The organism is Pseudomonas knackmussii B13, from assembly GCF_000689415.1.
Taxonomy (GTDB): domain Bacteria; phylum Pseudomonadota; class Gammaproteobacteria; order Pseudomonadales; family Pseudomonadaceae; genus Pseudomonas; species Pseudomonas knackmussii.
In genome coordinates, this window is record NZ_HG322950.1 from 2,884,472 (window position 1) to 2,910,341 (window position 25,870).

Sequence of the window (25,870 nt, forward strand, 5' to 3'; positions counted from 1 at the left end):
CTCCTACCTTCGGAGGAGCCCGGCACGACCCAAGTAGCATGGGGCCACGCCTGGCGCCTTCGTATGATTCAGGCGTGACGAATCCGCGGTCGGGGCAAGTTTATGCAGCAAGGGCAGGGAGAAGGTGTCGTCAGGGGCATGTCCAGCGCCCGCGAGGCGGAGGCGGTGGCCCAGGACCTGGCGCGCCAGCTGATCCATCCGCACCTGGGGTTCGTCCTGTTCTTCTGTTCGGCCGAATACGACCTGACGGCGCTGGCGGCCGCCCTGGAACAGTATTTCGGCGGCATCGAACTGGTCGGCTGCACCACGGCCGGGGAGATCACGCCGCAAGGCTACGGGCGCGGCTGTGTCAGCGCCGTGGGCTTCGACGTGCGCAGTTTCGTCGTGTCCAGCGCGCTGATCGACGAGATGGAGCGCTTCAGCCTGATCGACGCGCAACAGATGGTCGAGTCGCTGGTAGCCGGCTGCCGCAGCGCCGAACTGGCGCCGATCAAGGACCACAGCTTCGCCCTGACCCTGCTCGACGGCCTGTCCAGCCGCGAAGAGGTAGTGCTGGCGGCGCTCAGCGCGGCGCTCGGGGCGATCCCGCACTTCGGCGGCTCGGCCGGTGACGACAACCACCTGACCCACACCCACGTCTATTACCGGGGCCAGTTCCATACAGGCGCGGCGGTGGTGCTGCTGTTCAACACCTGGCTCGACTTCGAGGTCTTCACCACCCACCACGTGGTGCCGCGCGGCGAGAAGCTGGTGGTGACCCGCGCCGACAGCGCCAGCCGCCGCGTGCTGGAGCTCAATGCCGAACCGGCGGCACTGGAGTACGCACGGCTGATCGGCGTGCCGCCGGAGAGGCTGAGCTTCGAGCTGTTCTCCGCGCATCCGCTGGCCGTGCGCATCAAGGACCAGTACTACGTGCGCTCGATCCAGCAGGTCCACGACGACCTCAGCCTGACCTTCTACTGCGCGGTGGAGACGGGAATCGTCCTCACTGCCATGAGCACCGGACCGCTGCTGCCGAATCTGCAGGCGCAGTTCCGCCGCCTGCATGAACGCCTGGGCCCGCCCTTGCTGACCATAGGCTGCGACTGCTTCCTGCGTCGGCTGGAGCTCGAGGTCGCCGGCGATACCGCGGCGACTTCCGAGTTCCTTCGCAGCCAGCAGGTCATCGGCTTCAACACCTACGGGGAACAATTCAATGGCATGCACATCAACCAGACCTTTACCGGGGTCGCCATTGGACGCCCCCACGGTGGAATCGCTCGCTGAGCTGCAGGCGCGCATCGACGAGCTGGAGCGCGACAAGCGCAAGCTGCAGCGCATCAACGCCGCGCTGATCGAGCGAGTCGAATCCAACCCCTCCGGCGGCGATGGCGCCTACGGCTTCTTTCAGCATTCGGTGGTGCTCGCCGAGCAGGTACGCGAGCGTACCGATGCGCTGAGCCAGGCGATGGTCGAACTGAAGTCCAGCAACCAGTTGCTCAGCGACGCCCGGCAACGCGCGGAAACCGCGCACCAGCACCTGCTCGAGGCCATCGAGAGCATTTCCGACGCCTTCGTGCTGTTCGATCCGCAGCAACGCATCCTGCTGTTCAACGAGCGCTTCCGCGCGCTCTGGGCGCCGACCCGCGCGCGCCTTTGCCCGGGTACGCGGCTGGCGGAGGTGCGGCGCCTGGCGCAGAGCAGCGGGCTGTTCGTCGAGGAGCAGCACAGCGCCGACGAGCAGCACACGCTCTATCGCCTGCGCGACGAGCGCTGGCTGCGCATGAGCGAACGGCCGACGCGCGATGGCGGCCTGGTGGTGCTCTACACCGACATCACCGAGATCAAGCAGAGCGAGACCGCGCGCCGCGAGCAGGCGGTGGCGCAGAAGTCGCACCTGCTGCAGCGCGCCGTGGACAACCTGTCCCAGGGCGTGGCCATGGTCGGCGCCGAGGGTACGCTGGAGCTGTGGAACCGACGTTTCCTGGAACTCTGCGGACTGGCGCCGATAGGTGCGCACCGGCCTTTCGCCGACGTGATGGTCGAGAGCGGCCTGCCGTTGCTCACCCCGCGCAGCCGTGGCGCCGATGGCGCGCCGCTGGGCGTCCTGGAGCAGCGCCTGTTCGATGGCCGCATGCTGGAGATCCGCACCCACGCGCTGCCCACCGGCGGCTTCGTCAACACCTTTACCGACATCACCGAGGGCTACCGCCACGCCGAGGCGTTGCGCGAGAGCGAGCGCTGGATCCGCCTGATCACCGACCAGGTGCCGGCGCTGATCGCCTACCTGAACGCCGAGCTGGTCTACGAGTTCACCAACAAGGTCTACGAACAGTGGTACCGCTGGCCCAGCGGTTCGATGCTCGGCCGCAACCTGCGTGACGTGCACAGCGCCGAACATTGTCAGCGCCTGGAGCCGTATTTCGAGCGGGCGCTGTCCGGCGAGAGCGTCACCTTCGAGATCGCCGAAACCAACCTGTCCGGCCAGGAGCGCTACATGCAGCGCTCCTACGTGCCCAATCGCCAGGCCGACGGCCAGGTCGTGGGGCTGTTCGTGCTGATCCGCGACATCACCGAGCGCCGGCGCACCGCCGAGGCGCTGCACCAGGCCTACCAGAACCTCGAACAGCGGGTGCGCGAGCGCACCGCCGAGCTGACCAGCCTGAACGATCAGCTCAAGCGCGAGATCGACGAGCGCAGTCAGGTCGAGGCGCGCCTGCGCGAGGCCAAGCGCGAGGCCGAGCAGGCAAACCTGTCGAAGACCAAGTTCCTCGCCGCGGTCAGCCACGACCTGCTGCAGCCGCTGAACGCCGCGCGGCTGTTCACCAGCGCACTGCAGGAGCGCGACGCCGTCGGCAGCGGCGGGCTGGTGCGCAACATCAGCCATTCGCTGGAAGACGTGGAGAACCTGCTGGGCACCCTGGTAGACATCTCCAAGCTGGACGCCGGGGTCATCAAGCCGGACATCACGTCCTTCGCGATCAGCGACCTGCTGGACAACCTCGCCGCCGAGTACCGCCAGGTGGCCGCCAGCGAGGGCCTGCGCCTGGACTTCGTGGCTTGCGACGCGCAGGTGCGCAGCGACCCGCAGTTGCTCGCGCGGATACTGCGCAACCTGCTGTCGAACGCCATCCGCTACACCCCCGAGGGGCGCGTCCTGCTGGGCTGCCGGCGGCGTCGCCATACCCTGTCCCTGGAGGTCTGGGACACCGGCACCGGGATCGCCGCCGAGAAGCTCGGCGAGATCTTCCAGGAGTTCAAGCGCGGCGACAGCCAGCGCTCCCACCAGGACCGCGGGCTGGGGCTGGGCCTGGCCATCGTCGAAAAGATCGCGCGCATGCTGGGCCACCGCATCCAGGTCGCGTCGGTGCCGGGCAAGGGCTCACGCTTTGCCATCGAAGTGCCGCTGGCGCGAAGCATGCCGCGCGCGCGACCGGAGCCGGTGCCGCAGACCGAGCGCCTGGTGGAGCGCCTGCAGGGCTCGCGGGTGTGGGTGCTGGACAATGACGCGGCCATCTGCGCCGGCATGCGCACGCTGCTGGAGGCCTGGGGCTGCCGGGTGGTGACGGCGCGGTCGGAGGAAGACCTGGCGCGCCAGGTGGACAACTTCCACGCCGAGTCCGACCTGCTGATCGTCGACTACCACCTGGACGACGGCTGCAACGGCGTGGATGCGGTGGCCTCGATCAACGCCCGGCGCGGCACGCCGCTGCCGGCGCTGATGATCACCGCCAACTACAGCAACGAACTCAAGCAACAGGTCCGCGACCTGGGCCACACGCTGATGCACAAGCCGGTGCGGCCGATGAAGCTGAAGACCGCGCTGTGCCATCTGATGGAGCGGGGCGCGTGAGCTGAGGCGCCGGGGCTGATCGTCAGCCATTCGCGGTAATCGGACCCGCACCCGGTGTTATGAACACCTGTAGGAGCGGACCTTGTCCGCGATCGCGCGCATGGCGCGCTCCTACAGGATGACGCCAACCATTCCGACCGCGCCGGACAGCCCCCTCTCAATTCAGGGAGAGGGTTGGGGAGAGGGAGGGGCGCTACGCGAATGCAAGGACGGGGGCGTTCAGGCGCGCTGTGCGACCGGCGTGCGGACCTTGGCGCGGAGGATCAGGGCGATGCCGCCGAGCACGGCGAGCGATACCAGCAGCAGGCGCAGGCTGATGTGCTCGCCGAGCATCAGGGCGCCGGACAGCGCTGCCAGCACGGGCACGCTGAGTTGCACCGAGGCGGCCTGGATCGCTGAAAGCCCTGGCAACGCGGCGTACCAGATGGCATAGCCGATGCCCGAGGTGACGGCGCCGGAAAGCACCGCGTAGGCCAGCCCCGGCAGGTCGGCCTGCAGGCGGTCATGGAAGATCAGGGCGAGCAGGGCGGCGAAGGCGATGGCCCGCAGGAAGTTGCCCGTGGTGGCCGCCAGTGGATCGCCCGCGTTGCGCCCCAGCAGCGAATAGAACCCCCAGGCGACGCCCGCCAGCAGCATCAACAGGGCGCCCAGCAACGGCGGCGCACCGGCGCTCGGCAGCAGCTGCACCAGCAGGCCGCCGAGGGCCAGGGCGAAGCCGAGCAGGGCCTGGTTGGCCAGGCGTTCACCGCGCAGCAGGCCGACCACCAGCATGGTCACCTGTACGGCGCCGAACAGCAGCAGCGCGCCGGTGCCGGCATCCAGTTGCACGTAGGCATATGAGAAAGCGGCGGCATAGACGAACAGCGCCGCCGCCGCGCGCCAATTGCCGCCAGCCTGGGCGGCATGTCCGCGCAGGCGCAGCAGCAGGCCGAGCATGAGCGCGCCGGAGAGGATGCGGATGCCGGTGAAACTCACCGCGTCGAGCTGGGTAGCCTTCAGGGCCAGGCGGCAGAGCAGCGAATTACCGGCGAAGGCCAGCATCGCCAGCGCCGTCAGCAACAGGGTCCGCTTGGCGGGCATGGGCCCTCCTCAGCGACGCAGGTAGGCGGTGAAGTCGATGTCGCTCGCGCTCAGGATCGCCTGCACGCGGTTATGCACGTTGAGTTTGCGCAGGATCGCCGAGACGTGGGCCTTCACGGTGGTTTCGGCGATCTCGAGGTTGTAGGCGATCTGTTTGTTCGACTCGCCCTTGGTCATGCGCTCCAGCACCAGCAGCTGCTTGCGCGTCAGCGCCTGCAGCAGCTCCGGCGGGATGCCGTGCTCTTCGTGCTGGCTGCGGCGGGGCGAGCTCTTCTGCGTGCGGATGATGTCCGAGGGCAGGTAGACGTTGCCGTTGAGGATCTGCTCGATGGCCTCGGTCATCTGCGCGCGCGGCGAAGACTTGGTGATGAAGCCGACGGCGCCGTAGGTGATGGCTTGCAGCACCACTTGCTTGTCCTGCTCGGCGGAAACGATAACCACCGGAATGGTCGGCGCCTCGTTGCGCAGGTTCATCAGGCCGCTCAGACCGTGCATGCCGGGCATGTTCAGGTCGAGCAGGATCAGGTCGAGGTCGTCGTGCTCCTGGGTCAGGCCCAGGGCGCTGTCGAGGTCGGCCGTCTCCATCACTTCGCTGCCGGGGAAGCCGTCGGAGATGACGTTGTGGATCGCCTCGCGGAACAGCGGGTGATCGTCGGCGATCAGGATCTTGTACATGGCCTTCACCTCGTTGTTGTCGTTATGGGCGGCACGTGGGGGGAGTCAGGGGAACGGGTGCGGCTGGGCTTCCTGCAAGGGTAGTCCGGCCTGTTCCCAGGCATCGATACCGTCACGGTACCAGTAGAGATTTGAATAGCCCAGCGCGTGGGCGCGACGCACCGCATTCCAGCTCGCCCAGCAGTCGGAGCGGCAGTAGAACACCAGCGGACGGGTCGCGTCACCGTCGGTCAGGCGCTGCAGGTTGTCGCGGAAATAGGCCTGCCAGGGAGGGCTCAGGTGGCCGTCGCCGGTGTTCGCCAGCCACAGGCTGCCGGGGAGGTTGCGGTGTTCCTCGGTGGCGACGAACCGGCCGTTGAGCCAGGTGCGCCGGTAGACGTCCACCAGCCGGGTGCGCGGTTCGCGCGCCAGCAGCGCGCGCAGGGCGGCGGTGTCGAGGGTGGTGGCGTGTTCGGCGCTGGCCGGAGTCGGGCTGCGGTAGCGGTCCACGCGGTAGCCGTCGCTGGAGAACAGCGGGCCGTCGGCGTGCGCGGCGGGGGTGCCGAGCAGGTACAGGCCCAGCAGCGCGCTTGGCAGGGCAGTGGCAAGGCGAGGCATGGTGGCATCTCGATATTTATTCTTGTAGCCGCCATTACAAGGCAGGCGCGCTGCTTTGGAAATTCGACGTTGAGAGGGGAAAACCAGTACCAAAGTAGGAGATTTCACCCCTTGCGCAGCGCGGCGTGCTGCGGATTGAAGCTGGCCACAGCGAGGCTCGCGAAAAGCAGCGTGAGGCCCAGGCAGACGCCCAGGGCCAATGGGTTCAGCCGCTCGTACAGCGCAAAGCGGACCAGTTCCACCGCGTGGCTGAACGGGTTGAGCGCGCACAGCCAGTACAGCCCCAGGCTGGCCTCGCGCATCTTCCACAGCGGATAGAGCGCCGAGGACAGGAAGAACAGCGGGAAGATCACGAAATTCATCACCCCGGCGAAGTTCTCCAGCTGGCGGATGCCGTTGGACAGCAGCAGGCCGAGGGCGCTGAGCAGCAGGGCCGCCAGCAGCAGCGCCGGCAGGGCCGTGAGCAGGCCCCAGGGCGGTGGCTGCACGCCGTAGAGCCAGGCGATGGCGAGGAACGCGTAGACCTGCAGCAGCGACACCAGCGCAGTCGCCAGCAGCTTGCTGGCGAGCAGGTAGGCACGCGGCAACGGGCTGGTCAGCAACACGCGCATGCTGCCCATCTCGCGGTCGTAGACCATCGACAGCGAGCCCTGCATGCCATTGAACAGCAGGATCATGCAGCACAGGCCGGGGACTATGTACGTCTCGTAGGTCACGTAGGTGTCGTACGGCTCGATGATCGAGATGCCCAGCGCGGCGCGGAAACCGGCGGCGAACACCAGCAGCCAGAGCAGCGGGCGCACCAGCGCACTGAGGAAGCGTGAGCGCTGCAGGACGAAGCGCAGCCACTCGCGCACCACGATGCCGCGCAGGCATTGCCAGTAGGCGCCGGGACCGAAGGCGGGGACCTTGGCGTTCATGCGCAGGCCTCCATTCGGGTCAGGCGGGCGAATGCGCGGGGCAGGTCGCCACCGTCCTGGGCGCTGATGCTCGCCGCTTCGCCCTGGGCTACCAGGCGACCACGGTCGAGCACCAGCAACTGGTCCTCGCTGTGCACCTCGTCCAGCAGGTGGGTGGTCCAGAGCACCGCCAGGCCTTCGTCGCGGCAGAGTTGGCGCACGTGTACGTTGAGCGCCATGCGTGCCGCAGGGTCGAGGCCGACGCTGGCCTCGTCGAGCAGCAGCAGGCGCGGACGATGCAACAACGCGCGGGCGATCTCGACACGCCGGCGATGCCCGCCGTTGAGCGTGCGCACCTTGTCGCGGCGGCGCTCCTGCAAGTGCTGGCGCGCCAGCTCGCTGTCGATCCGTTCGTTCGCCACGCTGCGCGGGAGGCCGTGCAGGGCGGCGTGGTAGCGCAGGTTCTGCTCGATGCTCAGGTCCAGGTCCAGGGTGCTCTGCTGGAACACCACGCCGAGCTGGCGCAGCGCCAGGCGCGGCTGCCGCTGCAGGCTGCAGCCGCCGACCTCGATCTCGCCCTGCTGCAGGTCGTACAGGCGGGTGAGCAGGGCGATCAGGGTTGACTTGCCGGCGCCGTTGGGGCCGAGCAGGGCGGCGAAGCGCCCGGCCGGCAGGGTGAAGTCGATGGCGTCCAGCGCTTGCCGCGCGCCGTAGGCGAATCCCAGGCCACTTACGGTCAGCGCGTTCATGGCGTCACCACCACGCCCCAGGGGTAGCGTCCGACCTTGATCGAGCGGGTGACCTTGAGCGAGTCGACGTCGATCACCGAGACGTCGCCGCTCACGCCGTTGGTGGCCAGCAGCTGCTTCTCGTCCGGAGTGAACGCCAGGTGCCACACGCGCCGGCCAACCAGCAGGTAGTCGAGCACCTCGAAGGTCTTCGCATCCACGACCGCCACGTGGTTGGCCGGGCCGAGGGCGACGAACGCGTACTTGCCGTCGCGGGTCAGTGCGACCCCGACCGGCTGGATCTTGTCCGGATGCACGCCCTTGATGGCGAAGCGCAGGGTCTTGAGGATCTTGCGGCTGGCCACGTCGACCACGCTCACCGTGCCGCCGATTTCCGCGGAGGCCCAGACCTGGCTGCCGTCCTTGTTGAATTCGACATGGCGCGGGCGCTGGTCGACCAGGGTGCTGTCCACCAGCGTCTGCGTGGCGGTGTCGATCCAGTGCAGCATGTTGGTGGTCTCGCTGGTGTTCACCGCCCACTTGCCGTCGGGGCTCACTGCCATGCCTTCGGGCTCGACGCCGACGTTGATCTGGCCGAGCACCTTGGCGGTCTGCGTATCCACCACGGTGACCAGCGCGTCGTCTTCGTTGGAGATGTACAGCCAGCGGTCGTTGGGGTGCAGCGCGAACTGCTCGGGGTCGGCGCCGGAGGGCAACTGCTTGACGATCTTGCCGCTCGCCAGGTCCATCACCTGCACGGTGTCGGAGTCGCTGGCGCAGATGTACAGCAGCTTGCCGTCATGGGACAGCACCAGGCCGCGCGGGCGCTTGCCGGTGGGCAGGGTGCCGGTGACGGTCATGCTGTCGAGGTCGATGACGCTGAGGTTGTTGTCCTTCTCGTTGGACACATAGGCCTTGGCAGCGAACGCCGGCGGTGTCTGACAGAGCGCGGCGCCAAGCAAGGAAACAGCCAGCAGGCGGGGCAGGGCGGAAGGGAGCATGGGCGGGGTCCTCATGGGCGGTCAGGGCTTGGCGTCGGCGAGGTGGCACTGGCTTTCCGGCGCATCCAGTCCGAGGCTGTCGAGTTCGCTGTCGGGGTGCAGGAAGCCTTCCTGCGGCGAGGTGCTGACCAGCGCGCGCGGCTGCACCAGTTCGATGGGCTGGCGCAGCTGGCCGTCCCAGGGGCGGTAGCTGAGCCGATAGCCCTTGAAACCGTCCAGCGGCAGGTCGGGCGACAGGGCCAGGGCGCGGATCGCCATCGGCTCGGCGTTGCGCAGGCGCGTCACCGCACTGGCCACGCTGCGCACGGCGACCCAGGCGGCGAAGTCGCGGTCGTTCATCCAGCGCTTGGCGTGTTCCTCGAAGCGCTTCTGCAACTGTGCCGCGCCGAAGGTCTCGACGGTCTTGTGCCAGCCCGTGGCGACCAGCCCCTGGGTGCCGGCCACCGGGCGCGGGAGCCAGGTGTTGAAGGGCACGTACTCGCCGAAGTCACCGTGCTCGTCGGCCACCAGCACGACGTCGTAGTCGTCGCCGCTCTGGGTGAACAGCGGCATGTCCGCCTGGGCGCTGCGGCGTTGATCATTGGCGAAGGTGAAGGCCTTTTCCTCGACGATCTTCGCGCCGAAACGCTTGGCCGACTGGCGCAGCGCGGCGGCGTAAGCCTTGTCTTCGGGGCGCTGGCCGACCACCAGCAGCCAGCGCGTCCACTTGCGCAGCACCAGGAACTGGGTCAGGGCGTCGGTCAGCATCAGGCGGCTGGGCAGGGTCTGCAGCACGTTGAGCGGGCACTTGTCGGTGCGCAGCTCGTCGTCGGCGGCGCCGGCATTGAACAGCAGGCTGTCCGGCAGCGCGGCGGCGAGCTGGCGCAGGCTGTCGGCCGGGGCGTTGACCACGAACAGGCGCAGGCCCTGGTCGTGCTGCTTGCGCGCTTCGTCCAGCAGCGCCTGCGGGTCCTTGGCGACGGCCGAAACCAGGCTGTAGTGGTGCTTGAGGAAACGCCCGGTGGTGTTGCTGTCGTCGATCGCAAGCTCCGCGCCGCGCAGGCCGGCGTCGCTCGGCTCGGGGATGATGTTCGACAGCAGCGGGCCAGGGTCGGGCGTGTAGCCGAGGTAGCCGACGCGCACTTCGAGGGCCACCGGGGTGTCGTCGGCGCGGGCGTCGAGGCTGAGCAGGGCGGCGCAGGCTACGGCCAGCAGGTAGGCCACGCCGTGCAAGGCGAACTGGCGCATGGGCGACTCCGTTGTTCTTGTGTCGCCAGCATAGGAACGCCGCCAAGGCGCGGGAAATATGCAGAAAGTACCGTTGAGGCGCTACCAAGGTAGTAGTTGGCCGGGCGAGCGCGCGCCCTAGGATGGCGGCACAACAACAAGGAAAACAGGAACCGCCGCCATGCGTATCGTCGTCACCCTGGCTCTTCCCCTGCTGCTGATCCTCAGCCTGCTCGGCTTCGATTTCTTCTACGAATTGAACGGCCGGGCAAACCCGCCGGTCGCCTGCGCCCCGGGCCAGCCCTGCCGCGTCGCGCCCTGAGTCCATCGCCTGCGTATCCCTCCCTTGTCGCGCCCCGGGCGGGCGCGCCGCGCTCGCCATGCCTGGGCGTTTTCCGTGCGGGGCTACCGCCGCCCTAGTACCAAGGGAGTAGGCGGCAACACCCAAAGCAGCATTCGAGGCCCAGGCCGCCGTTCCTAACATGGTCGACGAGCGCCAAGCAGTGCGCGTGCCTTGTCCTTTCCCCTCAGAGGAATGAAGTAATGAACAACAAGAACTCCTTTCGCGGTCTGATGCTCCTGGCTGGCCTGGGCGCCTCGGCGCTGGTCCTGGCGCATGGCAACGTGACCCCGCAAGCGGTCGACACCAAGGGACTCGAACCGCTGGGCACGCAATGGCGCGACACCAACCCCTACCGCGAGCCCTACGCCAACCACAAGCTGGCGGTGGAGATCGGCGCCTCGGCCTACACCCAGAACTGCGCCCGCTGCCACGGCCTGGAAGCCAAGTCCGGCGGCATCGCCCCCGACCTGCGCAAGCTGGACCTGGGCGCCGATGGCGACGAATGGTTCAAGGAGCGGGTAATCAACGGCGCGGTACGCGACGGCGCCGTGTACATGCCGAAGATGGCCGACTACATCAGCCAGGAAGGTCTGTGGGCCATCCGCAGCTACCTGGAAAGCGTCCACGTCGACGAGTGATGCCGCCATGCGCCTGCCCCGTCTGCTGTGCTGCCTGCTCCTGCTGCCGCTCCTGTGGCTGGGGCAGGCCCAGGCCAAGGTCCGGCCCTACGACGATATGGTCGCCTCGGGTGTGCTCCGGGTCGCCGTGTACGACAAGTTCCCACCCTACAGCTTCCAGCAGGACGGGCAGCCGCGCGGGGTCGACGTCGACCTGGCGAAGCGCCTGGCCGAGGGGCTCGGCCTGCGCGCCGAGTTCCTCTGGATGGTGCCCGGCGAAAGCCTGGACGACGACCTGCGCAACTTCATCTGGAAGGGGCACTACCTGCGTCCGGGTGTGGTCGCCGACCTGATGCTGCGGGTGCCTTACGACCGCAACTACTCCAACAAGCGCAACGACGTCGGCGAGCTGGCGAACGCTCAGGTGGTGATGTTCGGTCCTTACCAGCGCGAGCGCTGGCAGGTGGTCCATGACGCCCGGCGCTTGCCGCAGGTGAGCAGCATCGCGGCGTTTCGCGAGCACCGCATCGGCGTCGAGCTGGACAGCGTGCCGTCGTTCTACCTCGGCTCGGTGCTGGGCGGGCAGCTCAGCGCCATGACCGTGCACTTCCCCAGTACCCAGGAAGCCTTCGACGCCATGCGCGCCGGCAAGGTGGACGCGGTCATGGCCCTGCGCGGCGAGCTGGACTGGATGCGCGCCCAGGCCCATGACGAGCAGTTGAAGAACGCCGAGAACACCTATCCGAACCTCGGCGAGCCGGCCTGGGACATCGGCATGGCGGTCCACGAGAGCAACCGCCAGTTGTCCAACGCCATCGACGGCGAGTTGGAGGACCTGGTCCATAGCGGCGAGCTGGAGAAGCTCTATGCCGGCTACGGCTTGCGCTACGAACTGCCGGAGTTCTACCAGGACACGCAATGAAGCCCAGGGAGGCGCGATGCACCGACGAACGCTGCTGTTCGGCCTGTGTGGCCTGCCGCTGCTGGCGGTAGCGGTAGAGGGCGATCCGCTGCCCTCGGTGATGTGGGATTACCACCACAAGCGCCTGCTCGGCGGCGAGCCCTTCGTCTTCGACGAGCGGGTGAAGCTGGGCGTGCCGCCGTTCGCCGAGGATTCGCGGCAGGTGCCAGTGGAGGTGGACGCGCGGCAACTGCCGGGGCGGTTCGAGCGCCTGCTGCTGTGGGCCGAGCTCAATCCCATTCCCCACGTGCTGACGCTCTATCCGGGCCAGGACCTGGAAGCCTGGCTGGCGGTGCGCATCCGCATCGAGCAGGCCACGCCGATCCGCGCCGCGCTGCGGGGTGAAGACGCTGTATGGCACGTCGGTTCGGCCTGGGTCGATGCCGCCGGCGGCGGCTGCACGGCGCCCAGCGTGGTGCGCGCGCAACCGGGCTGGGAAGACCGCCTCGGCCAGGTGCGCGGCGGGCAGTTTTCCCGAGGCCCGGATACGCGGCTGCGCCTGACCGTCGAGCACCCGATGGACAACGGCCTGGTCGCCGGCATCCCGCCGTTCTACCTCGACCACGCCGAGCTGCGTACGCCAGAAGGCGAGGTCCTGGCGCGCCTGGAACTGTTCCCGGCGCTCAGCGAGAACCCCAGCTTCAGCTTCCTCCTGCGCGGCCATCCGCACGCGCGGTTGTTCCTGCACGACAACAACGGCAATGAGTTCGAGGCCGGGCTGTAGCGCGGCCGTTGCGCTGGCGAGGTGTCCATGCGTTACCTGCTGATCTTTCTCCTGCTGCTTTGCACGCAGGTATTCGCCGACCTGGAATACCGGCTGCAGCCCCGGCTGATCGCCGCCGACACCTGGCTGATGGAGGGCTCCACCGGCAACTTCGCCAAGGAAAACGGCGGCAATATCGTCAACGTCGCCTTCATCGACACCGGCGACGGCGTGCTGGTGATCGATACCGGCCCGTCGAAACGCTACGGCGAAGCATTGCGTCGGGTGATCGCGCAGACCACCGGCAAACCAGTGAAGCGAGTGCTGCTGACCCACCATCACCCGGACCACGTGCTCGGCAACCAGGCCTTCGCCGACGTGCCCATAGGCGCGCTGGCCGGCACCGCCAAGCTGCTGAAGGAACAGGGCAACGCCATGGCGGAAAACATGTACCGCCTGGTCGGCGACTGGATGCGCGGCACCGAAGTGCGGCTTCCGGACCAGGTGGTGGAGCCGGGCACCCTACAGCTGGGCACGCACCGCCTGCGTCTGCTCGGCCTGCGCGGCCATACCGGCGCCGACCTGGCGATCCTCGACGAGACCACCGGCGTGCTGTTCGCCGGCGACCTGGTGTTCTACCAGCGCGCCCTGACCACACCGAACAGTCCCGGCCTGGACGTATGGCTGGCCGATCTCGACACCCTGCAGGCGCTGCCGTGGAAGCTCATCGTGCCTGGTCATGGTCCGGTTGCCAGCGACGCCGCGCCCTTCGCCCAGATGCGTGACTACCTGGGCTGGCTCGACACGGTGATGCGCGAGGGCACTCGCCAAGGCGCGGACATGAACGACCTGCTGCGCACCCCGATCCCCGAGCGCTTCGCCGGTATCAGCCTGACCCGCTATGAACTGATCCGCAGCATCAGTCACCTCTACCCGCGCTACGAACGGCAGGCGCTGCCGCGCATCGACGGGCAGTGACTGGAACGTGGTATTCGCTTTCCCTGTAGGAGCGAGCTTGCTCGCGAACCCAGCCCCATTCGCGAGCAAGCTCGCTCCTACGAAGAACCCGAACCCGTCTCCTCCAGTAGGGCGAATAACCCCGAAGGGGTTATCCGCCGCCTGCCCGCGAATCACGAAAAAGAGCGGCTCGGTATTGCTACCAAGGAACTAGAGAATTCGATAAAGCGGTCAATAGGCGGCCCCGGCGGGGCGGCGAAGAATTTGCGGCAGACCGGGAAAACGTCCCGGGTACAACAACAAACCCGCAGAGGTCGCCGCCATGAGACAAGCAGGTCCCACCCCATCCTTCGCGCGTACCGCGCTCTTCGCCGCACTGGCCCTGGCCAGCCTGGGGGCCCGCGCCGGGGTCACCGACCAGGACATTTCCGACAGCGCCAAGCGCACCGACCAGGTCGTGGTCAACGGCATGAACCAGCAGGGCCAGCGGTTCAGCCCGCTGAAGGTGCTCAACAGCGACAACGTCAAGGAACTGCGCCCGGTGTGGGCGCTGTCCTTCGGTGGCGAGAAGCAGCGCGGCCAGCAGGCGCAGCCGCTGGTGAAGGACGGGGTGATGTACGTCAGCGCTTCCTACTCGCGGGTGTTCGCCGCCGACGCGCACACCGGCCGCAAGCTCTGGGAGTACGACGCGCGCCTGCCCGACGCGATCATGCCCTGCTGTGACGTGATCAACCGGGGTGTGGCCCTGTACGGCGACCTGGTGATCTTCGGCACCCTCGACGCCAAGCTGGTGGCGCTGAACAAGGACACCGGCAAGGTGGTGTGGAAGAAGACCGTGGCCGACTACAAGGAAGGCTATTCCATCTCTGCGGCGCCGCTGATCGCCAAGGGCAAGCTGATCACCGGCGTGGCCGGCGGCGAGTTCGGCGTGGTCGGCAAGATCGAGGCCTACGACCCCACCAACGGCAACCTGCTCTGGTCGCGTCCGACCGTCGAAGGCCACATGGGCTACGTCTACAAGGACGGCAAGGCCATCGAGAACGGCATTTCCGGCGGCGAGGCGGGCAAGACCTGGCCGGGCGACCTGTGGAAGACCGGCGGCGCCGCGCCCCGGCTGGGCGGCTACTACGACCCGAGCACCGATTCGCTGTTCATCGGCACCGGCAACCCCTCGCCGTGGAACTCGCACCTGCGTCCGGGCGACAACCTGTTCTCCTCCTCGCGCCTGGCGCTGAACCCGGAAGACGGCTCGATCAAGTGGCACTTCCAGACCACCCCGCACGACGGCTGGGACTTCGACGGCGTCAACGAGCTGGTGTCCTTCGACTACAAGGACGGCGGCAAGACCATCAAGGCGGCGGCCACCGCCGACCGCAACGGCTTCTTCTACGTGCTCGACCGCACCAACGGCAAATTCCTGCGCGGCTTCCCCTTCGTCGACAAGGTCACCTGGGCCAAGGGCCTGGACAAGGATGGCCGGCCGATCTACGACGACGCCCACCGTCCGGGCGCGCCGGGCGCCGACGCCAAGGGCACCTCGGTGTTCGTCGCGCCGTCCTTCCTCGGCGGCAAGAACTGGATGCCCATGGCCTATAGCCAGGACACCGGTCTGTTCTACGTGCCGTCCAACGAGTGGGGCATGGACATGTGGAACGAGAACGTCACCTACAAGAAGGGCGCGGCCTACCTGGGCGCCGGCTTCACCATCAAGCCGCTGAACGAGAAGTACATCGGCGTGCTGCGCGCCATCGATCCGAAGACCGGCAAGCAGGTCTGGCGCTACGAGAACTACGCGCCGCTGTGGGGCGGCGTGCTGGCGACCCACGGCAACCTGGTGTTCACCGGCAACCCGGAGGGCTACCTGATGGCCTTCGACGCCAAGACCGGCAAGAAACTCTACGAGTTCAACACCGGCTCGGGCGTGATCGGCTCGCCGATCACCTGGGAGATGGACGGCGAGCAGTACGTCAGCGTGCTCTCCGGCTGGGGCGGCGCGGTGCCGCTGTGGGGCGGCGAGGTGGCCAAGCGCATCAAGGACCTCGACCAGGGCGGCATGATCTGGACCTTCAAGCTGCCGAAGGACCAGGTGGCCAAGCGCTGATCGACGCGTGAGCCAAGCAAGGGCCGGCCAGAGTGCCGGCCTTTTGCTTTTCTATCTTCGTAGGGGCCCGGCATCTACTACCAAATGAGTAAGCCCTCGCTCCCATGGACGAATGTCGGGCAGGGCAGGGCGCTGCCTAAGATCGCGGCATGGCCCGGCCTTGGTGCGCCGGGATGCCACAGGAGAGCTTCGCGATGATCTACGCCCCCCCAGGAACCATTGGCTCCGTCGTCACCCTCAAGCCGCGCTACGGCAACTTCATCGGCGGCGAATTCGTCGCTCCAGTGCTCGGCCAGTACTTCACCAACACCTCGCCGGTGAACGGCCAGGCGATCGCCGAGTTCCCGCGCTCCACCGCCGAGGACGTCGAGCGCGCCCTGGATGCCGCGCATGCCGCTGCCGACGCCTGGGGCCGCACCCCGGTGCAGGAGCGCTCCAACATCCTGCTGAAGATCGCCGACCGCATCGAGCAGAACCTCGAGCAACTGGCCGTGGCCGAAACCTGGGACAACGGCAAGGCCGTGCGCGAAACGCTGAACGCCGACGTGCCTCTGGCGGCCGACCACTTCCGCTACTTCGCCGGCTGCATCCGCGCCCAGGAAGGCGGCGCCGCCGAGATCAACGAAAGCACCGTCGCCTATCACATCCACGAGCCGCTGGGCGTGGTCGGGCAGATCATCCCGTGGAACTTCCCGCTGCTGATGGCCGCCTGGAAGCTGGCCCCGGCGCTGGCCGCCGGCAACTGCATCGTGCTCAAACCGGCAGAGCAGACCCCACTGTCGATCATGCTGCTGGCCGAGATCATCGGCGACCTGCTGCCGCCGGGCGTGCTCAACATCGTCCAGGGCTTCGGCCGAGAAGCCGGCCAGGCGCTGGCTACCAGCAAGCGCATCGCCAAGATCGCCTTCACCGGCTCGACCCCGGTGGGCTCGCACATCCTCCACTGCGCCGCCGAGAACATCATCCCGAGCACTGTGGAGCTGGGCGGCAAGAGCCCGAACATCTTCTTCGAAGACATCATGAAGGCCGAGCCCGCCTTCATCGAAAAGGCCGCCGAAGGCCTGGTGCTGGCGTACTTCAACCAGGGCGAGGTGTGCACCTGCCCATCCCGTGCGCTGGTGCAGGAATCCATCTTCGAGCCGTTCATGGCCGAGGTGATGAAGAAGATCGCCCAGATCAAGCGCGGCAACCCGCTGGATACCGAGGTCATGGTCGGCGCCCAGGCCTCGCAGCAGCAGTTCGAGAAGATCCTCTCCTATCTCGATATCGCCCAGAACGAGGGGGCGCAGTTGCTGGCGGGCGGCCAGGTCGAGCGCCTGGAGGGCGACCTCGCCAGCGGTTACTACATCCAGCCGACCCTGCTCAAGGGCCACAACGGCATGCGCGTGTTCCAGGAAGAGATCTTCGGCCCTGTGGTCGGCGTCACCACCTTCAAGGACGAAGCCGAGGCCCTGGCCATTGCCAACGACACCGAGTTCGGCCTGGGCGCCGGCGTCTGGACCCGCGACATCAACCGCGCCTGGCGCATGGGGCGCGGCATCAAGGCCGGCCGTGTGTGGACCAACTGCTACCACCTGTACCCGGCGCACGCCGCCTTCGGCGGCTACAAGAAGTCCGGTGTCGGCCGCGAGACCCACAAGATGATGCTCGACCACTACCAGCAGACCAAGAACCTGCTGGTGTGAGCTACGACGTCAATCCGCTGGGCTTCTTCTGAGGCCGGAGCGGAGGCGGGAAGGGCGCGGGGGGGGAGGCACCCGCGCGTCATTCCAGTGCGGCTCGAACGAACCGACCCGAGGGCATCCCCCATCTGTCCTCGGGCGGGTCGCTTCGTTCGGGCGCTTGTGCCGTATTCTTTCGAGACGCCCGATTGGGCGACCCGCATGCGCCACTCCCACCTCCGGGCGCGACGGGGTTGTCGAACGCGACTCCGGTCGCGTTTTTTGTTTTCCGCCGTCACCAGCGGCCCCCTACCAAATCAGGGGCAAAACTCCTTCGAAAGTATCATTCGGGCCCCTGGGCGCCGGTGGTTAACTCGAATTGCCGGAATACACCGGCGCACAAGAAGAGGACAGCTCCATGTGGACCAAGCCTAGCTTCACCGACCTGCGCCTTGGCTTCGAAGTCACCCTGTACTTCGCCAACCGCTGATCCACCCGGCCCCGTTCCAGCGGGGCCTCCAGCCCACGGGGCACGACCATGCACATCAGGATTCTCGGATCGGCCGCCGGTGGCGGCTTCCCCCAGTGGAACTGCAACTGCCGGAACTGCCGTGGCGTGCGCAACGGCAGCATCAGGGCGCAGCCACGCACCCAGTCGTCCATCGCGCTGTCCGACGACGGCGAAAGCTGGATTCTCTGCAACGCCTCGCCGGACATCCGTGCGCAGCTCGCCGCCTTCCCATCCCTGCAACCCGGCCGCAAGCCGCGCGACACGGCCATCGGCGCGATCCTCCTGCTGGACAGCCAGATCGACCACTGCACCGGGCTGCTTAGCCTGCGCGAAGGCTGCCCGCATGAGGTCTGGTGCACGGAGATGGTCCACCAGGATCTGTCGACCGGCTTCCCGCTGTTTAACATGCTGCAGCACTGGAACGGCGGCCTGCGCCACCACCGAATCGAGCTGGATGGCGTGCCCTTCGAGATTCCCGCCTGCCCGCGCCTGCGCTTCACCGCCATCCCGCTGCGCAGTGCCGCGCCGCCGTACTCGCCGCACCGCAACGACCCGCATCCGGGCGACAACATCGGCCTGTTCGTCGAGGACCTGCGCAGTGGCGGCGCGCTCTTCTACGCGCCCGGCCTGGGCCAGGTGGACGAGAGCCTGCTGGGCTGGATGCGCCGGGCCGATTGCCTGCTGGTGGACGGCACCCTGTGGCACGACGACGAGATGCGCCGCTGCGAAGTGGGCGACAAGCTCGGCAGCGAAATGGGCCACCTGGCCCAGAGCGGGCCGGGCGGCATGCTCGAGGTATTCGAGCGCGTGGGCGATTCGCGCAAGGTGCTCATCCACATCAACAACACCAATCCCATCCTCGATTCGATCTCGCCCGAACGCGCCGAACTGGACGCGCGCGGCATCGAGGTGGCCTTCGATGGCATGGCCATTCACCTGTAGAGGGACTGCGCGATGAGCCGCAACGCCATGAGCCCCGCCGAATTTGAGCAGGCGCTGCGCGCCAGGGGCGCCTGCTACCACATCCACCACCCGTTCCACGTGGCCATGTACGAAGGCCGGGCGAGTCGCGAACAGATCCAAGGCTGGGTGGCCAATCGTTTCTACTACCAGCTGAACATCCCGCTGAAGGATGCGGCCATCCTCGCTAACTGCCCGGACCGCGAGACCCGCCGCGAGTGGATACAACGCATCCTCGACCACGATGGCCGCCCCGGCGAACCCGGCGGCATCGAGGCCTGGCTGCGCCTGGCCGAGGCCGTGGGCCTGGACCGCGAACAGGTGCTGTCGCAGGAGTTGGTGCTGCCCGGTGTGCGCTTCGCCGTGGACGCCTACGTCAACTTCGCCCGCCGCGCCAGCTGGCAGGAGGCGGCGAGCAGTTCGCTGACCGAGCTCTTCGCCCCGCAGATCCACCAGTCGCGGTTGGACAGCTGGCCGCAGCACTACCCGTGGATCGACGAGGCCGGCTACGACTACTTCCGCAGCCGCCTGTCCCAGGCCCGGCGCGACGTCGAGCATGGCCTGCGTATCACCCTCGAGCATTACCGCACCCGCGAGGAACAGGAACGCATGCTGGAGATCCTGCAATTCAAGCTCGATGTGCTCTGGAGCATGCTCGACGCCATGAGCATGGCCTACGAACTGGACCGTCCGCCGTACCACACGGTGACCCGCGAGCGGGTCTGGCACAGGGGGCTGCTGTGATGAGCCTGACATCGCTGGAGCGTGTGCCGTCGATTCGTCGCGGCTTCCGCCTGCAATTCGAACCCGCCCAGGGCTGCCACGTGCTGCTGTACCCGGAGGGCATGGTCAAGCTCAACGACAGCGCCGGGGAAATCCTCCAGCGCATCGACGGTCGCCGTGACCTGGCCTCGATCATCGAGGAGCTGCGCGCGAGCTTCCCCGGCGTGCCGGGCATCGACGAAGACATCCTGGCATTCATCGAGGTGGCCCATGCGCAATTCTGGATCGAGCTGCACTGACACCGCCGGCCCGCCGCTCTGGTTGCTGGCCGAGTTGACCTACCGCTGCCCGCTGCAGTGCCCGTACTGCTCCAACCCGCTGGACTTCGCGCGGCAGGGCGGTGAGCTGAGCACCGCCGAATGGATCGACGTGTTCCGCCAGGCGCGGGAGCTCGGTGCCGCGCAGCTGGGCTTTTCCGGCGGCGAACCGCTGCTGCGCCAGGACCTCGCCGAGCTGATAGGCGCGGCGCGCGGACTGGGCTTCTACACCAACCTGATCACCTCCGGCATCGGCCTGGACGAGGCGCGCCTGGCGCAGTTCGCCGAGGCCGGGCTGGACCATATCCAGATCAGCTTCCAGGCCGCCGACGAGGAGGTGAACAACCTGCTCGCCGGTTCGCGCAAGGCCTTCGCCCAGAAGCTGGCGATGGCCTGCGCGGTGAAGGCGCACGGCTATCCGATGGTGCTGAACTTCGTCACCCACCGGCACAACATCGATAACATCGCCCGCATCATCGAACTGTGCATTGAGCTCGAAGCCGACTTCGTCGAGCTCGCCACCTGCCAGTTCTACGGCTGGGCCGAGCTCAACCGCGCCGGATTGCTGCCGACCCGCGCGCAGCTGGAGCGCGCCGAACGCATCACCAACGAGTACCGCGAGCGCCTGGCTGCCGCCGGCAACCCGTGCAAGCTGATCTTCGTCACCCCCGACTACTACGAGGAGCGCCCGAAGGCCTGCATGGGCGGCTGGGCCAGCGTGTTCCTCGACGTCACGCCCGATGGCACCGCGCTGCCTTGCCACAGCGCACGTCAGCTGCCGGTGAAGTTCCCCAACGTCCGCGAGCACAGCCTACAGCACATCTGGTACGAGTCCTTCGGCTTCAACCGCTATCGCGGCGACGCCTGGATGCCGGAACCGTGCCGCACCTGCGACGAGAAGGACCGCGACCACGGTGGCTGCCGCTGCCAGGCGTTCATGCTCACCGGTAATGCCGATGCCACCGACCCGGTCTGCGCCAAGTCGGCCCACCACGGGCTGATCCTCGACGCGCGCCGCCAGGCCGAGGAGGCGCCGCTGGGGCTGGATCAACTCACTTGGCGCAACCAGCGCGCCTCGCAACTGATCTGCAAGGCCTGAGGTGCGCAGCCTGCCGTACGGCGATTGGCCGAGCCGTTGGAGCGCGGAGCGCGCGGTGGCTGCCGGCCGTGATTTCGCCGAACTGCACGCTGCCCATGGCGGACTGTTGTGGGTCGAATTCGATCCCGCCAGCGCGCGCAGCAGACTGTATTTCTGGCGCGACGGCGAGCGCAGCGAGCTGACTCCACCGGGCGCATCGGTGCGCAGTCGCGTCTATGAGTACGGCGGCGGCGCCTGCTGTGCCACGAGCGATGGCGTGGCCTGGGTCGAGGAGGGCGACCAGCAGGTGCGCTGGCTGCGCTTCGGCGCGGCGCCGCGCGTGCTGACGGCTCGTCCGCACTGCCGCTATGGCGACCTGCATCATGTCGCCGCCTGGAACGCCCTGCTGGCGGTGGAGGAAAGCCACGAAGACGCCGGCGTGCTGCATCGCCTGGTCCGCCTGGATGCGGACGGCACACGCCAGGTACTGGCCGAGGGCGCTGACTTCTATGCCGCGCCGGTGGCCTCACCGGACGCCACGCGCATTGCCTGGGTCGAGTGGGACCGTCCGCACCAGCCCTGGACCCACACCCGCCTGTGCGTGCTGCAAGAAGGCCGGCGCCGTTGCGTTGCGGGCGAAGCGGGCGGCGAGTCTATCCAGCAGCCACGCTTCGACGGGCAGGGTCGCCTGCGTTGGCTGAGCGACCGCAGCGGTTGGTGGCGGCCCGAAGGCGAGGGCGTCGATCCGCGCGCTTTCGCTGCCGCCGATCACGCCCCTGCGCCCTGGCAACTGGGTGGGCGTACCTATCTGCCGCTGGGCGAGGGTGGATGGTTGTTCAGCCGCTTCGAGGACGGGCGCGGAGTCCTTGCACTGCGACAGGACGATGGACGCGAAAGCAGGTTGGCGAGTGGATTCGCCCGTTTCCGCGCGCTGGCTGCCGATAGCCAGCGCTTCTACTGCGTAGCCGCCAGCGAAGACCGTTTGCCGGCGCTGCTGGCCATCGAACGCGGCAATGGCCAGGTGCATGTGCTTGGCGGTGGCGAGCAACCGCTCGAAACGGCCGACTTGTCGCGGCCCCTGGCCTTCAGCTACCCGGTGGCGGGCAGCGATCGCGGCCATGGCTTCTTCTACCCGCCGCGCAACGCCCAGTGCCGGGGCGAGGCGGGGCGTCGCCCGCCGTTGGTGGTGTTCCTCCACGGCGGGCCGACTTCGGCCTGCTACCCGGTGTTCGATCCACGCATCCAGTTCTGGACCCAGCGTGGGTTCGCCGTGGCGGACCTGAACCACCGCGGCAGCGCCAACTTCGGCCGCGCCTATCGCGAAAAGCTGCGCGGCCAGTGGGGCAGGGTGGAGGTGCAGGACATCTGGGCGGCCGTGGCGCATCTGGCGGCCACGGGCCAGATCGACCGCCAGCGGGTGTTCGTCCGTGGCGCCAGCGCCGGCGGCTACAGCGCGCTCTGCGCCCTGGCCTTCGTCGGCGGCTTCCGCGCCGGCGCCAGTCTCTATGGCGTCAGCGATCCCCTGGCGCTGGGCCGGGTCACCCACAAGTTCGAGGCGGACTACCTGAACTGGCTGATCGGCGATCCGCAACGCGACGCGCGCATCTACCAGGCCCGCACGCCGCTGCTGCACGCCGCGCGCATCGAGGCGCCGGTGATCTTCTTCCAGGGCGACCAGGACGCGGTGGTGGTTCCGGAGCAGACCGAGGCGATGGTCCGCACCCTGCGCCGGCGCGGCTTGCCGGTTGAATGCCATCGCTACGCCGACGAGCGCCACGGCTTCCGCCAGCCCGCCAACCTGGCCCACGCGCTGGATGCCGAATGGCGCTTCTATCGCGCCCGGCTCGGCGCCTGAGGCCTTGCCCAAGGTCGCATTGCATTCAGCGGCGGATGCAGTAGGCTCGCTTGAAATATTTCATAACAAGAACAAGTCCTACGATGAGCCACGACCTCAGCCTGCTGCGCAAGTTCGTCTCGCCAGAGATCATTTTCGGTGCCGGATGCCGGCACACTGTCGCCAATTACGCCAAGACCTTCGGTGCCCGCAAGGTCCTGCTGGTGTCCGACCCTGGCGTGCGCGCCGCCGGCTGGGTCGCCGATGTCGAGGCCAGCCTGAGCGAGCAGGGCATTGATTACTGCCTGTACACCGATGTTTCGCCCAACCCGCGCGTCGAGGAAGTGATGCGCGGCGCCGACGTCTATCGCAGCGAAGGCTGCAACGTGATAGTCGCGGTCGGCGGCGGAAGCCCCATGGACTGCGCCAAGGGCATCGGCATCGTCGCTGCCCACGGCCGCAACATCATCGAGTTCGAGGGCGTCGACAAACTGCGCGTGCCCAGCCCACCGCTGATCCTGATCCCCACCACCGCCGGCACCTCGGCCGACGTCTCGCAGTTCGTCATCATTTCCAACCAGGACGAGCGCATGAAGTTCTCGGTGGTGAGCAAGGCGGTGGTTCCGGACGTGTCGCTGATCGACCCGGAAACCACCCTGAGCATGGATGGCTTCCTCTCCGCGTGTACCGGCATCGATGCACTGGTCCATGCCATCGAAGCCTTCGTCTCCACCGGCCACGGTCCGCTCACCGACAGCCACGCGCTGGAGGCCATGCGCCTGATCAACGGCAACCTGGTGCAGATGATCGCCAACCCGAATGACATCGCCCTGCGCGAGAAGATCATGCTCGGCAGCATGCAGGCCGGCCTGGCCTTCTCCAACGCCATCCTCGGCGCGGTGCACGCCATGTCGCACAGCCTCGGTGGCTACCTCGACCTGCCGCACGGGCTGTGCAACGCGGTGCTGGTTGAGCACGTGGTGGCCTTCAACTACAACGCGGCGCCGGAGCGCTTCAAGGTGATCGCCGAGACCTTCGGCATCGACTGCCGCGGCCTCAATCACGCGCAGATCCGCCAGCGCCTGGTCGAACACCTGATCGCCTTCAAGCACGCCGTAGGCTTCCACGAAACCCTCGGCCCGCACGGTGTCGGCAGCTCCGACATTCCCTTCCTGTCGCAGCACGCCATGCAGGACCCCTGCATCCTCACCAACCCGCGCGAGTCGAGCCAGCGCGATGTCGAGGTGGTCTATGGCGAGGCCCTCTGAGCCTCGACAGGATGCCCTGGCCGCACTGCTCGGCTTGGGCAGCCATTCCACCCGCAAGAGCCACTACCCGGAACTGCTGGCGCGCCTGGAAGAGCTCGAAGCCGAGCGCAATCGCTACAAGTGGCTGTTCGAGCACGCCGTGCACGGGATCTTCCAGGCCAGCCTCGCCGAGGGCCTGCGGGCGGCCAACCCGGCCTTGGCGCGGATGCTCGGCTACAGCGATCCGCAACAAGTGCTCTGGTCGCTGCAGGACATGGCCAGCCAACTGTTCGTTGGCGGCGAGGCGGAGATGCGGCGCATCCGCGACCTGCTGCAGGAGCACGGCGGCCTGTTCGGCTATGAGACGCGCCTGCTGCGCAAGGACGGCAGCCACGTCGACGTGCTCATGAACCTGCTGCTCAAGCCGGACGAGGAGGGCCTGGTAGAGGGCTTCGTCGCCGACATCACCGAGCGCATCCAGGCCCAGCAACGGCTGCAGATCCTCAACCAGGAACTGGAACAGCGCGTCGCCGCCCGCACGCTCGAACTGGAAACGCTCAACCAGCAACTGCGCGAGGCGCGCGATGCCGCGGAGGCGGCCAACCTCGGCAAGGACAAGTACCTGGCCGCCGCCAGCCACGACCTGCTGCAGCCGCTGAATGCCGCGCGCCTGCTGGTTTCGACCCTGCGCGAGCGAGCCCTTCCGGCCGCCGAGCGGCAACTGGTCGAACGCACCCACCAGGCCCTGGACGGCGCCGAGAACCTGCTGAGCGACCTGCTCGAAATCTCCCGCCTGGACCAGAGCGCCATTCGGCCCGACCTGGAATCGCTGCCCCTCGACGAACTGCTCGGCCCGCTGGCCTCGGAGTTCGACGGCGTGGCGGAATCCTCCGGCTTGCAACTGCGGGCGCGCATCCCGGACCTGCGGGTGCGCACCGATATCCGCCTCATGTCGCGCATCCTGCGCAACTTTCTTAGCAACGCCTGCCGCTATACGCGGAGCGGCGGCGTGCTGCTGGCCGCGCGGCGGCGTGGCGACCGGGTGCGCCTGGAAGTCTGGGACACCGGTCGCGGCATTCCGGCCGACCAGCTGCAGGCGATCTTCCTCGAGTTCAACCAGCTCGATGTCGGCCGCGCGGCCGAGCGCCAGGGCGTGGGGCTCGGGCTGGCCATCGTCGATCGCATCGCCGGCCTGCTCGGCTGCGCCGTGCAAGTGCGCTCGGTACTCGGGCGTGGCTCGCTGTTCGCCGTCGAAGTACCGCTGGCCGAAACGCAGCACCTACCCGAGGCGGTCAGCGCCGCGCCGCGCCCCAGTACCGGCGACCCGCTGCCCGGACGGCGCCTGCTGGTGATCGACAACGAAGAGGCAATTCTCTTCAGCATGGCCGCGCTGCTTGGCCAGTGGGGCTGCGAAGTGCTGACGGCCTCGGACCTGGACAGCGCCATCGCGGTGCTGGACGGGCAGGCGCCGGCGATCATCCTGGCCGACTACCACCTCGACCAGGGAGTGACCGGTTGCCAGGTGATAGGCGCATTGCGCTCGCGCTTCGGCATGGACATTCCCGCCGTGATGATCACTGCCGATCGCAGCGATGAATGCCAACGCGCGCTGCGGCGGCTGCGCCTGCCGTTGCTGAACAAGCCGGTCAAGCCGGGCAAGCTCAGGGCGGTCCTCAGCTCGTTGGTGGGCGGCTAGCACGCCGCGACAACGCCGAGCCGCGCGCGCAGGCCAAGAAGTCGCGGATTTGCAAGTCCCCGGCGGGTTGCCTAAACCTAAGGTGGCCTGCGTGCCGAGGGAAATTAGCCGTACTCGCAGTCGCACGCCCATGACCTCCAATG

23 protein-coding genes and 1 pseudogene are annotated in these 25,870 nt (G+C 67.7%); 17 read left to right on the forward strand and 7 right to left on the reverse strand.

All coding sequences use genetic code 11. The features are described from left to right. The first annotated feature begins 102 nt into the window (after positions 1 to 102). Both nosP and nahK read left to right on the forward strand, forming a co-directional pair. Complete coding sequence (gene nosP / locus PKB_RS13615) at positions 103 to 1,266, forward strand: nitric oxide-sensing protein NosP (RefSeq protein WP_043252493.1); 1,164 nt, start codon at positions 103 to 105, stop codon at positions 1,264 to 1,266. After that, positions 1,196 to 3,832, forward strand: coding sequence for a hybrid sensor histidine kinase/response regulator NahK/ErcS' (nahK, locus tag PKB_RS13620; RefSeq protein ID WP_084166635.1), 2,637 nt, complete (start codon positions 1,196 to 1,198; stop codon positions 3,830 to 3,832). The genes nosP and nahK overlap by 71 nt, the downstream gene beginning before the upstream one ends. A gap of 219 nt (positions 3,833 to 4,051) precedes the next feature. On the opposite strand, the gene PKB_RS13625 is transcribed toward nahK, so the two are convergent. The 7 genes from PKB_RS13625 to PKB_RS13655 form a co-directional block, all read right to left on the reverse strand. Continuing rightward, positions 4,052 to 4,912, reverse strand: a complete 861-nt coding sequence (locus tag PKB_RS13625; protein WP_043252496.1) for a DMT family transporter — start codon at positions 4,910 to 4,912, stop codon at positions 4,052 to 4,054. A gap of 9 nt (positions 4,913 to 4,921) precedes the next feature. Beyond that, positions 4,922 to 5,587 carry a response regulator AgmR gene (gene agmR / locus PKB_RS13630; RefSeq protein WP_043252498.1) on the reverse strand — a complete coding sequence of 222 codons (666 nt, stop codon included), beginning with the start codon at positions 5,585 to 5,587 and terminating at the stop codon, positions 4,922 to 4,924. A 45-nt stretch (positions 5,588 to 5,632) separates the two neighbouring features. Continuing rightward, complete coding sequence (locus PKB_RS13635; protein ID WP_043252499.1) at positions 5,633 to 6,184, reverse strand: PQQ-dependent catabolism-associated CXXCW motif protein; 552 nt, start codon at positions 6,182 to 6,184, stop codon at positions 5,633 to 5,635. A 104-nt stretch (positions 6,185 to 6,288) separates the two neighbouring features. Then, a complete protein-coding gene (locus PKB_RS13640) occupies positions 6,289 to 7,104 on the reverse strand; it encodes an ABC transporter permease (RefSeq protein WP_043252501.1) in 816 nt (271 codons plus the stop codon). Next, positions 7,101 to 7,832, reverse strand: coding sequence for an ABC transporter ATP-binding protein (locus PKB_RS13645; protein ID WP_043252503.1), 732 nt, complete (start codon positions 7,830 to 7,832; stop codon positions 7,101 to 7,103). The genes PKB_RS13640 and PKB_RS13645 overlap by 4 nt, the downstream gene beginning before the upstream one ends. Further along, positions 7,829 to 8,812: a YVTN family beta-propeller repeat protein gene (locus PKB_RS13650; protein WP_236658390.1), complete on the reverse strand. Its 984-nt coding sequence runs from the start codon at positions 8,810 to 8,812 to the stop codon at positions 7,829 to 7,831. Before PKB_RS13650 ends, PKB_RS13645 begins: the two co-directional genes overlap by 4 nt. A 21-nt stretch (positions 8,813 to 8,833) precedes the next feature. Continuing rightward, positions 8,834 to 10,039, reverse strand: coding sequence for an ABC transporter substrate-binding protein (locus PKB_RS13655; RefSeq protein WP_043252505.1), 1,206 nt, complete (start codon positions 10,037 to 10,039; stop codon positions 8,834 to 8,836). A 160-nt stretch (positions 10,040 to 10,199) separates the two neighbouring features. On the opposite strand from PKB_RS13655, the gene PKB_RS29870 reads away from it, so the two are divergent. From PKB_RS29870 to PKB_RS13725, 15 genes and pseudogenes are all read left to right on the forward strand, one after another. Further along, positions 10,200 to 10,340, forward strand: coding sequence for a hypothetical protein (locus PKB_RS29870; RefSeq protein ID WP_167333367.1), 141 nt, complete (start codon positions 10,200 to 10,202; stop codon positions 10,338 to 10,340). A gap of 221 nt (positions 10,341 to 10,561) precedes the next feature. Beyond that, positions 10,562 to 10,999: a cytochrome c-550 PedF gene (gene pedF / locus PKB_RS13660; RefSeq protein WP_043252507.1), complete on the forward strand. Its 438-nt coding sequence runs from the start codon at positions 10,562 to 10,564 to the stop codon at positions 10,997 to 10,999. A 7-nt stretch (positions 11,000 to 11,006) separates the two neighbouring features. Then, on the forward strand, positions 11,007 to 11,900 hold the full coding sequence (locus PKB_RS13665; RefSeq protein WP_043252509.1) for a substrate-binding periplasmic protein: 894 nt from the start codon (positions 11,007 to 11,009) through the stop codon (positions 11,898 to 11,900). A 16-nt stretch (positions 11,901 to 11,916) separates the two neighbouring features. Further along, the gene (locus PKB_RS13670; protein WP_043252510.1) at positions 11,917 to 12,663 is read left to right on the forward strand and encodes a quinoprotein dehydrogenase-associated SoxYZ-like carrier; all 747 of its coding nucleotides are present in this window, start codon (positions 11,917 to 11,919) and stop codon (positions 12,661 to 12,663) included. A 27-nt stretch (positions 12,664 to 12,690) separates the two neighbouring features. Then, positions 12,691 to 13,620: a quinoprotein relay system zinc metallohydrolase 1 gene (locus PKB_RS13675; RefSeq protein WP_043252512.1), complete on the forward strand. Its 930-nt coding sequence runs from the start codon at positions 12,691 to 12,693 to the stop codon at positions 13,618 to 13,620. 301 nt (positions 13,621 to 13,921) lie between these two features. Continuing rightward, entirely contained in the window at positions 13,922 to 15,700 is a 1,779-nt protein-coding gene (locus PKB_RS13680) for a methanol/ethanol family PQQ-dependent dehydrogenase (protein ID WP_043252514.1), read from the forward strand. 194 nt (positions 15,701 to 15,894) lie between these two features. Then, positions 15,895 to 17,417 (forward strand): annotated as a pseudogene (exaC, locus tag PKB_RS13685) (acetaldehyde dehydrogenase ExaC). A gap of 362 nt (positions 17,418 to 17,779) precedes the next feature. Next, positions 17,780 to 17,851: a pyrroloquinoline quinone precursor peptide PqqA gene (gene pqqA, locus PKB_RS13690; protein ID WP_003106462.1), complete on the forward strand. Its 72-nt coding sequence runs from the start codon at positions 17,780 to 17,782 to the stop codon at positions 17,849 to 17,851. A gap of 48 nt (positions 17,852 to 17,899) precedes the next feature. After that, positions 17,900 to 18,814 carry a pyrroloquinoline quinone biosynthesis protein PqqB gene (gene pqqB / locus PKB_RS13695; protein ID WP_043252516.1) on the forward strand — a complete coding sequence of 305 codons (915 nt, stop codon included), beginning with the start codon at positions 17,900 to 17,902 and terminating at the stop codon, positions 18,812 to 18,814. A 12-nt stretch (positions 18,815 to 18,826) separates the two neighbouring features. Next, complete coding sequence (pqqC, locus tag PKB_RS13700; RefSeq protein ID WP_043252518.1) at positions 18,827 to 19,576, forward strand: pyrroloquinoline-quinone synthase PqqC; 750 nt, start codon at positions 18,827 to 18,829, stop codon at positions 19,574 to 19,576. Further along, positions 19,576 to 19,854 carry a pyrroloquinoline quinone biosynthesis peptide chaperone PqqD gene (gene pqqD / locus PKB_RS13705; RefSeq protein WP_043252520.1) on the forward strand — a complete coding sequence of 93 codons (279 nt, stop codon included), beginning with the start codon at positions 19,576 to 19,578 and terminating at the stop codon, positions 19,852 to 19,854. Before pqqC ends, pqqD begins: the two co-directional genes overlap by 1 nt. Further along, positions 19,826 to 20,971, forward strand: coding sequence for a pyrroloquinoline quinone biosynthesis protein PqqE (gene pqqE / locus PKB_RS13710; RefSeq protein WP_043252522.1), 1,146 nt, complete (start codon positions 19,826 to 19,828; stop codon positions 20,969 to 20,971). The genes pqqD and pqqE overlap by 29 nt, the downstream gene beginning before the upstream one ends. A 1-nt stretch (position 20,972) precedes the next feature. Further along, complete coding sequence (locus PKB_RS13715) at positions 20,973 to 22,805, forward strand: alpha/beta hydrolase family protein (RefSeq protein WP_043252523.1); 1,833 nt, start codon at positions 20,973 to 20,975, stop codon at positions 22,803 to 22,805. A gap of 83 nt (positions 22,806 to 22,888) precedes the next feature. After that, positions 22,889 to 24,052, forward strand: coding sequence for an alcohol dehydrogenase-like regulatory protein ErcA (gene ercA / locus PKB_RS13720; RefSeq protein WP_043252525.1), 1,164 nt, complete (start codon positions 22,889 to 22,891; stop codon positions 24,050 to 24,052). Continuing rightward, positions 24,036 to 25,727 (forward strand): PAS domain-containing hybrid sensor histidine kinase/response regulator, encoded by a 1,692-nt coding sequence (locus PKB_RS13725; RefSeq protein WP_043252527.1) that lies wholly within the window; start codon positions 24,036 to 24,038, stop codon positions 25,725 to 25,727. Before ercA ends, PKB_RS13725 begins: the two co-directional genes overlap by 17 nt. Positions 25,728 to 25,870 lie beyond the last annotated feature (143 nt).

Bases quoted from the DNA above. Each gene is read 5' to 3' on its own strand.
- pqqE (WP_043252522.1), top strand. From the start codon at position 19,826: ATGCGCAATTCTGGATCGAGCTGCACTGACACCGCCGGCCCGCCGCTC.
- PKB_RS13665 (WP_043252509.1), top strand. From the start codon at position 11,007: ATGCGCCTGCCCCGTCTGCTGTGCTGCCTGCTCCTGCTGCCGCTCCTG.
- PKB_RS13655 (WP_043252505.1), bottom strand. From the start codon at position 10,039: ATGCGCCAGTTCGCCTTGCACGGCGTGGCCTACCTGCTGGCCGTAGCC.
- pqqC (WP_043252518.1), top strand. From the start codon at position 18,827: ATGAGCCGCAACGCCATGAGCCCCGCCGAATTTGAGCAGGCGCTGCGC.
- PKB_RS29870 (WP_167333367.1), top strand. From the start codon at position 10,200: ATGCGTATCGTCGTCACCCTGGCTCTTCCCCTGCTGCTGATCCTCAGC.
- PKB_RS13645 (WP_043252503.1), bottom strand. From the start codon at position 7,832: ATGAACGCGCTGACCGTAAGTGGCCTGGGATTCGCCTACGGCGCGCGG.
- pqqD (WP_043252520.1), top strand. From the start codon at position 19,576: ATGAGCCTGACATCGCTGGAGCGTGTGCCGTCGATTCGTCGCGGCTTC.
- nahK (WP_084166635.1), top strand. From the start codon at position 1,196: ATGGCATGCACATCAACCAGACCTTTACCGGGGTCGCCATTGGACGCC.
- nosP (WP_043252493.1), top strand. From the start codon at position 103: ATGCAGCAAGGGCAGGGAGAAGGTGTCGTCAGGGGCATGTCCAGCGCC.
- pqqB (WP_043252516.1), top strand. From the start codon at position 17,900: ATGCACATCAGGATTCTCGGATCGGCCGCCGGTGGCGGCTTCCCCCAG.
- pedF (WP_043252507.1), top strand. From the start codon at position 10,562: ATGAACAACAAGAACTCCTTTCGCGGTCTGATGCTCCTGGCTGGCCTG.
- PKB_RS13670 (WP_043252510.1), top strand. From the start codon at position 11,917: ATGCACCGACGAACGCTGCTGTTCGGCCTGTGTGGCCTGCCGCTGCTG.
- PKB_RS13725 (WP_043252527.1), top strand. From the start codon at position 24,036: ATGGCGAGGCCCTCTGAGCCTCGACAGGATGCCCTGGCCGCACTGCTC.
- PKB_RS13675 (WP_043252512.1), top strand. From the start codon at position 12,691: ATGCGTTACCTGCTGATCTTTCTCCTGCTGCTTTGCACGCAGGTATTC.
- PKB_RS13625 (WP_043252496.1), bottom strand. From the start codon at position 4,912: ATGCCCGCCAAGCGGACCCTGTTGCTGACGGCGCTGGCGATGCTGGCC.
- agmR (WP_043252498.1), bottom strand. From the start codon at position 5,587: ATGTACAAGATCCTGATCGCCGACGATCACCCGCTGTTCCGCGAGGCG.
- PKB_RS13635 (WP_043252499.1), bottom strand. From the start codon at position 6,184: ATGCCTCGCCTTGCCACTGCCCTGCCAAGCGCGCTGCTGGGCCTGTAC.
- PKB_RS13680 (WP_043252514.1), top strand. From the start codon at position 13,922: ATGAGACAAGCAGGTCCCACCCCATCCTTCGCGCGTACCGCGCTCTTC.
- PKB_RS13640 (WP_043252501.1), bottom strand. From the start codon at position 7,104: ATGAACGCCAAGGTCCCCGCCTTCGGTCCCGGCGCCTACTGGCAATGC.
- ercA (WP_043252525.1), top strand. From the start codon at position 22,889: ATGAGCCACGACCTCAGCCTGCTGCGCAAGTTCGTCTCGCCAGAGATC.
- PKB_RS13650 (WP_236658390.1), bottom strand. From the start codon at position 8,812: ATGCTCCCTTCCGCCCTGCCCCGCCTGCTGGCTGTTTCCTTGCTTGGC.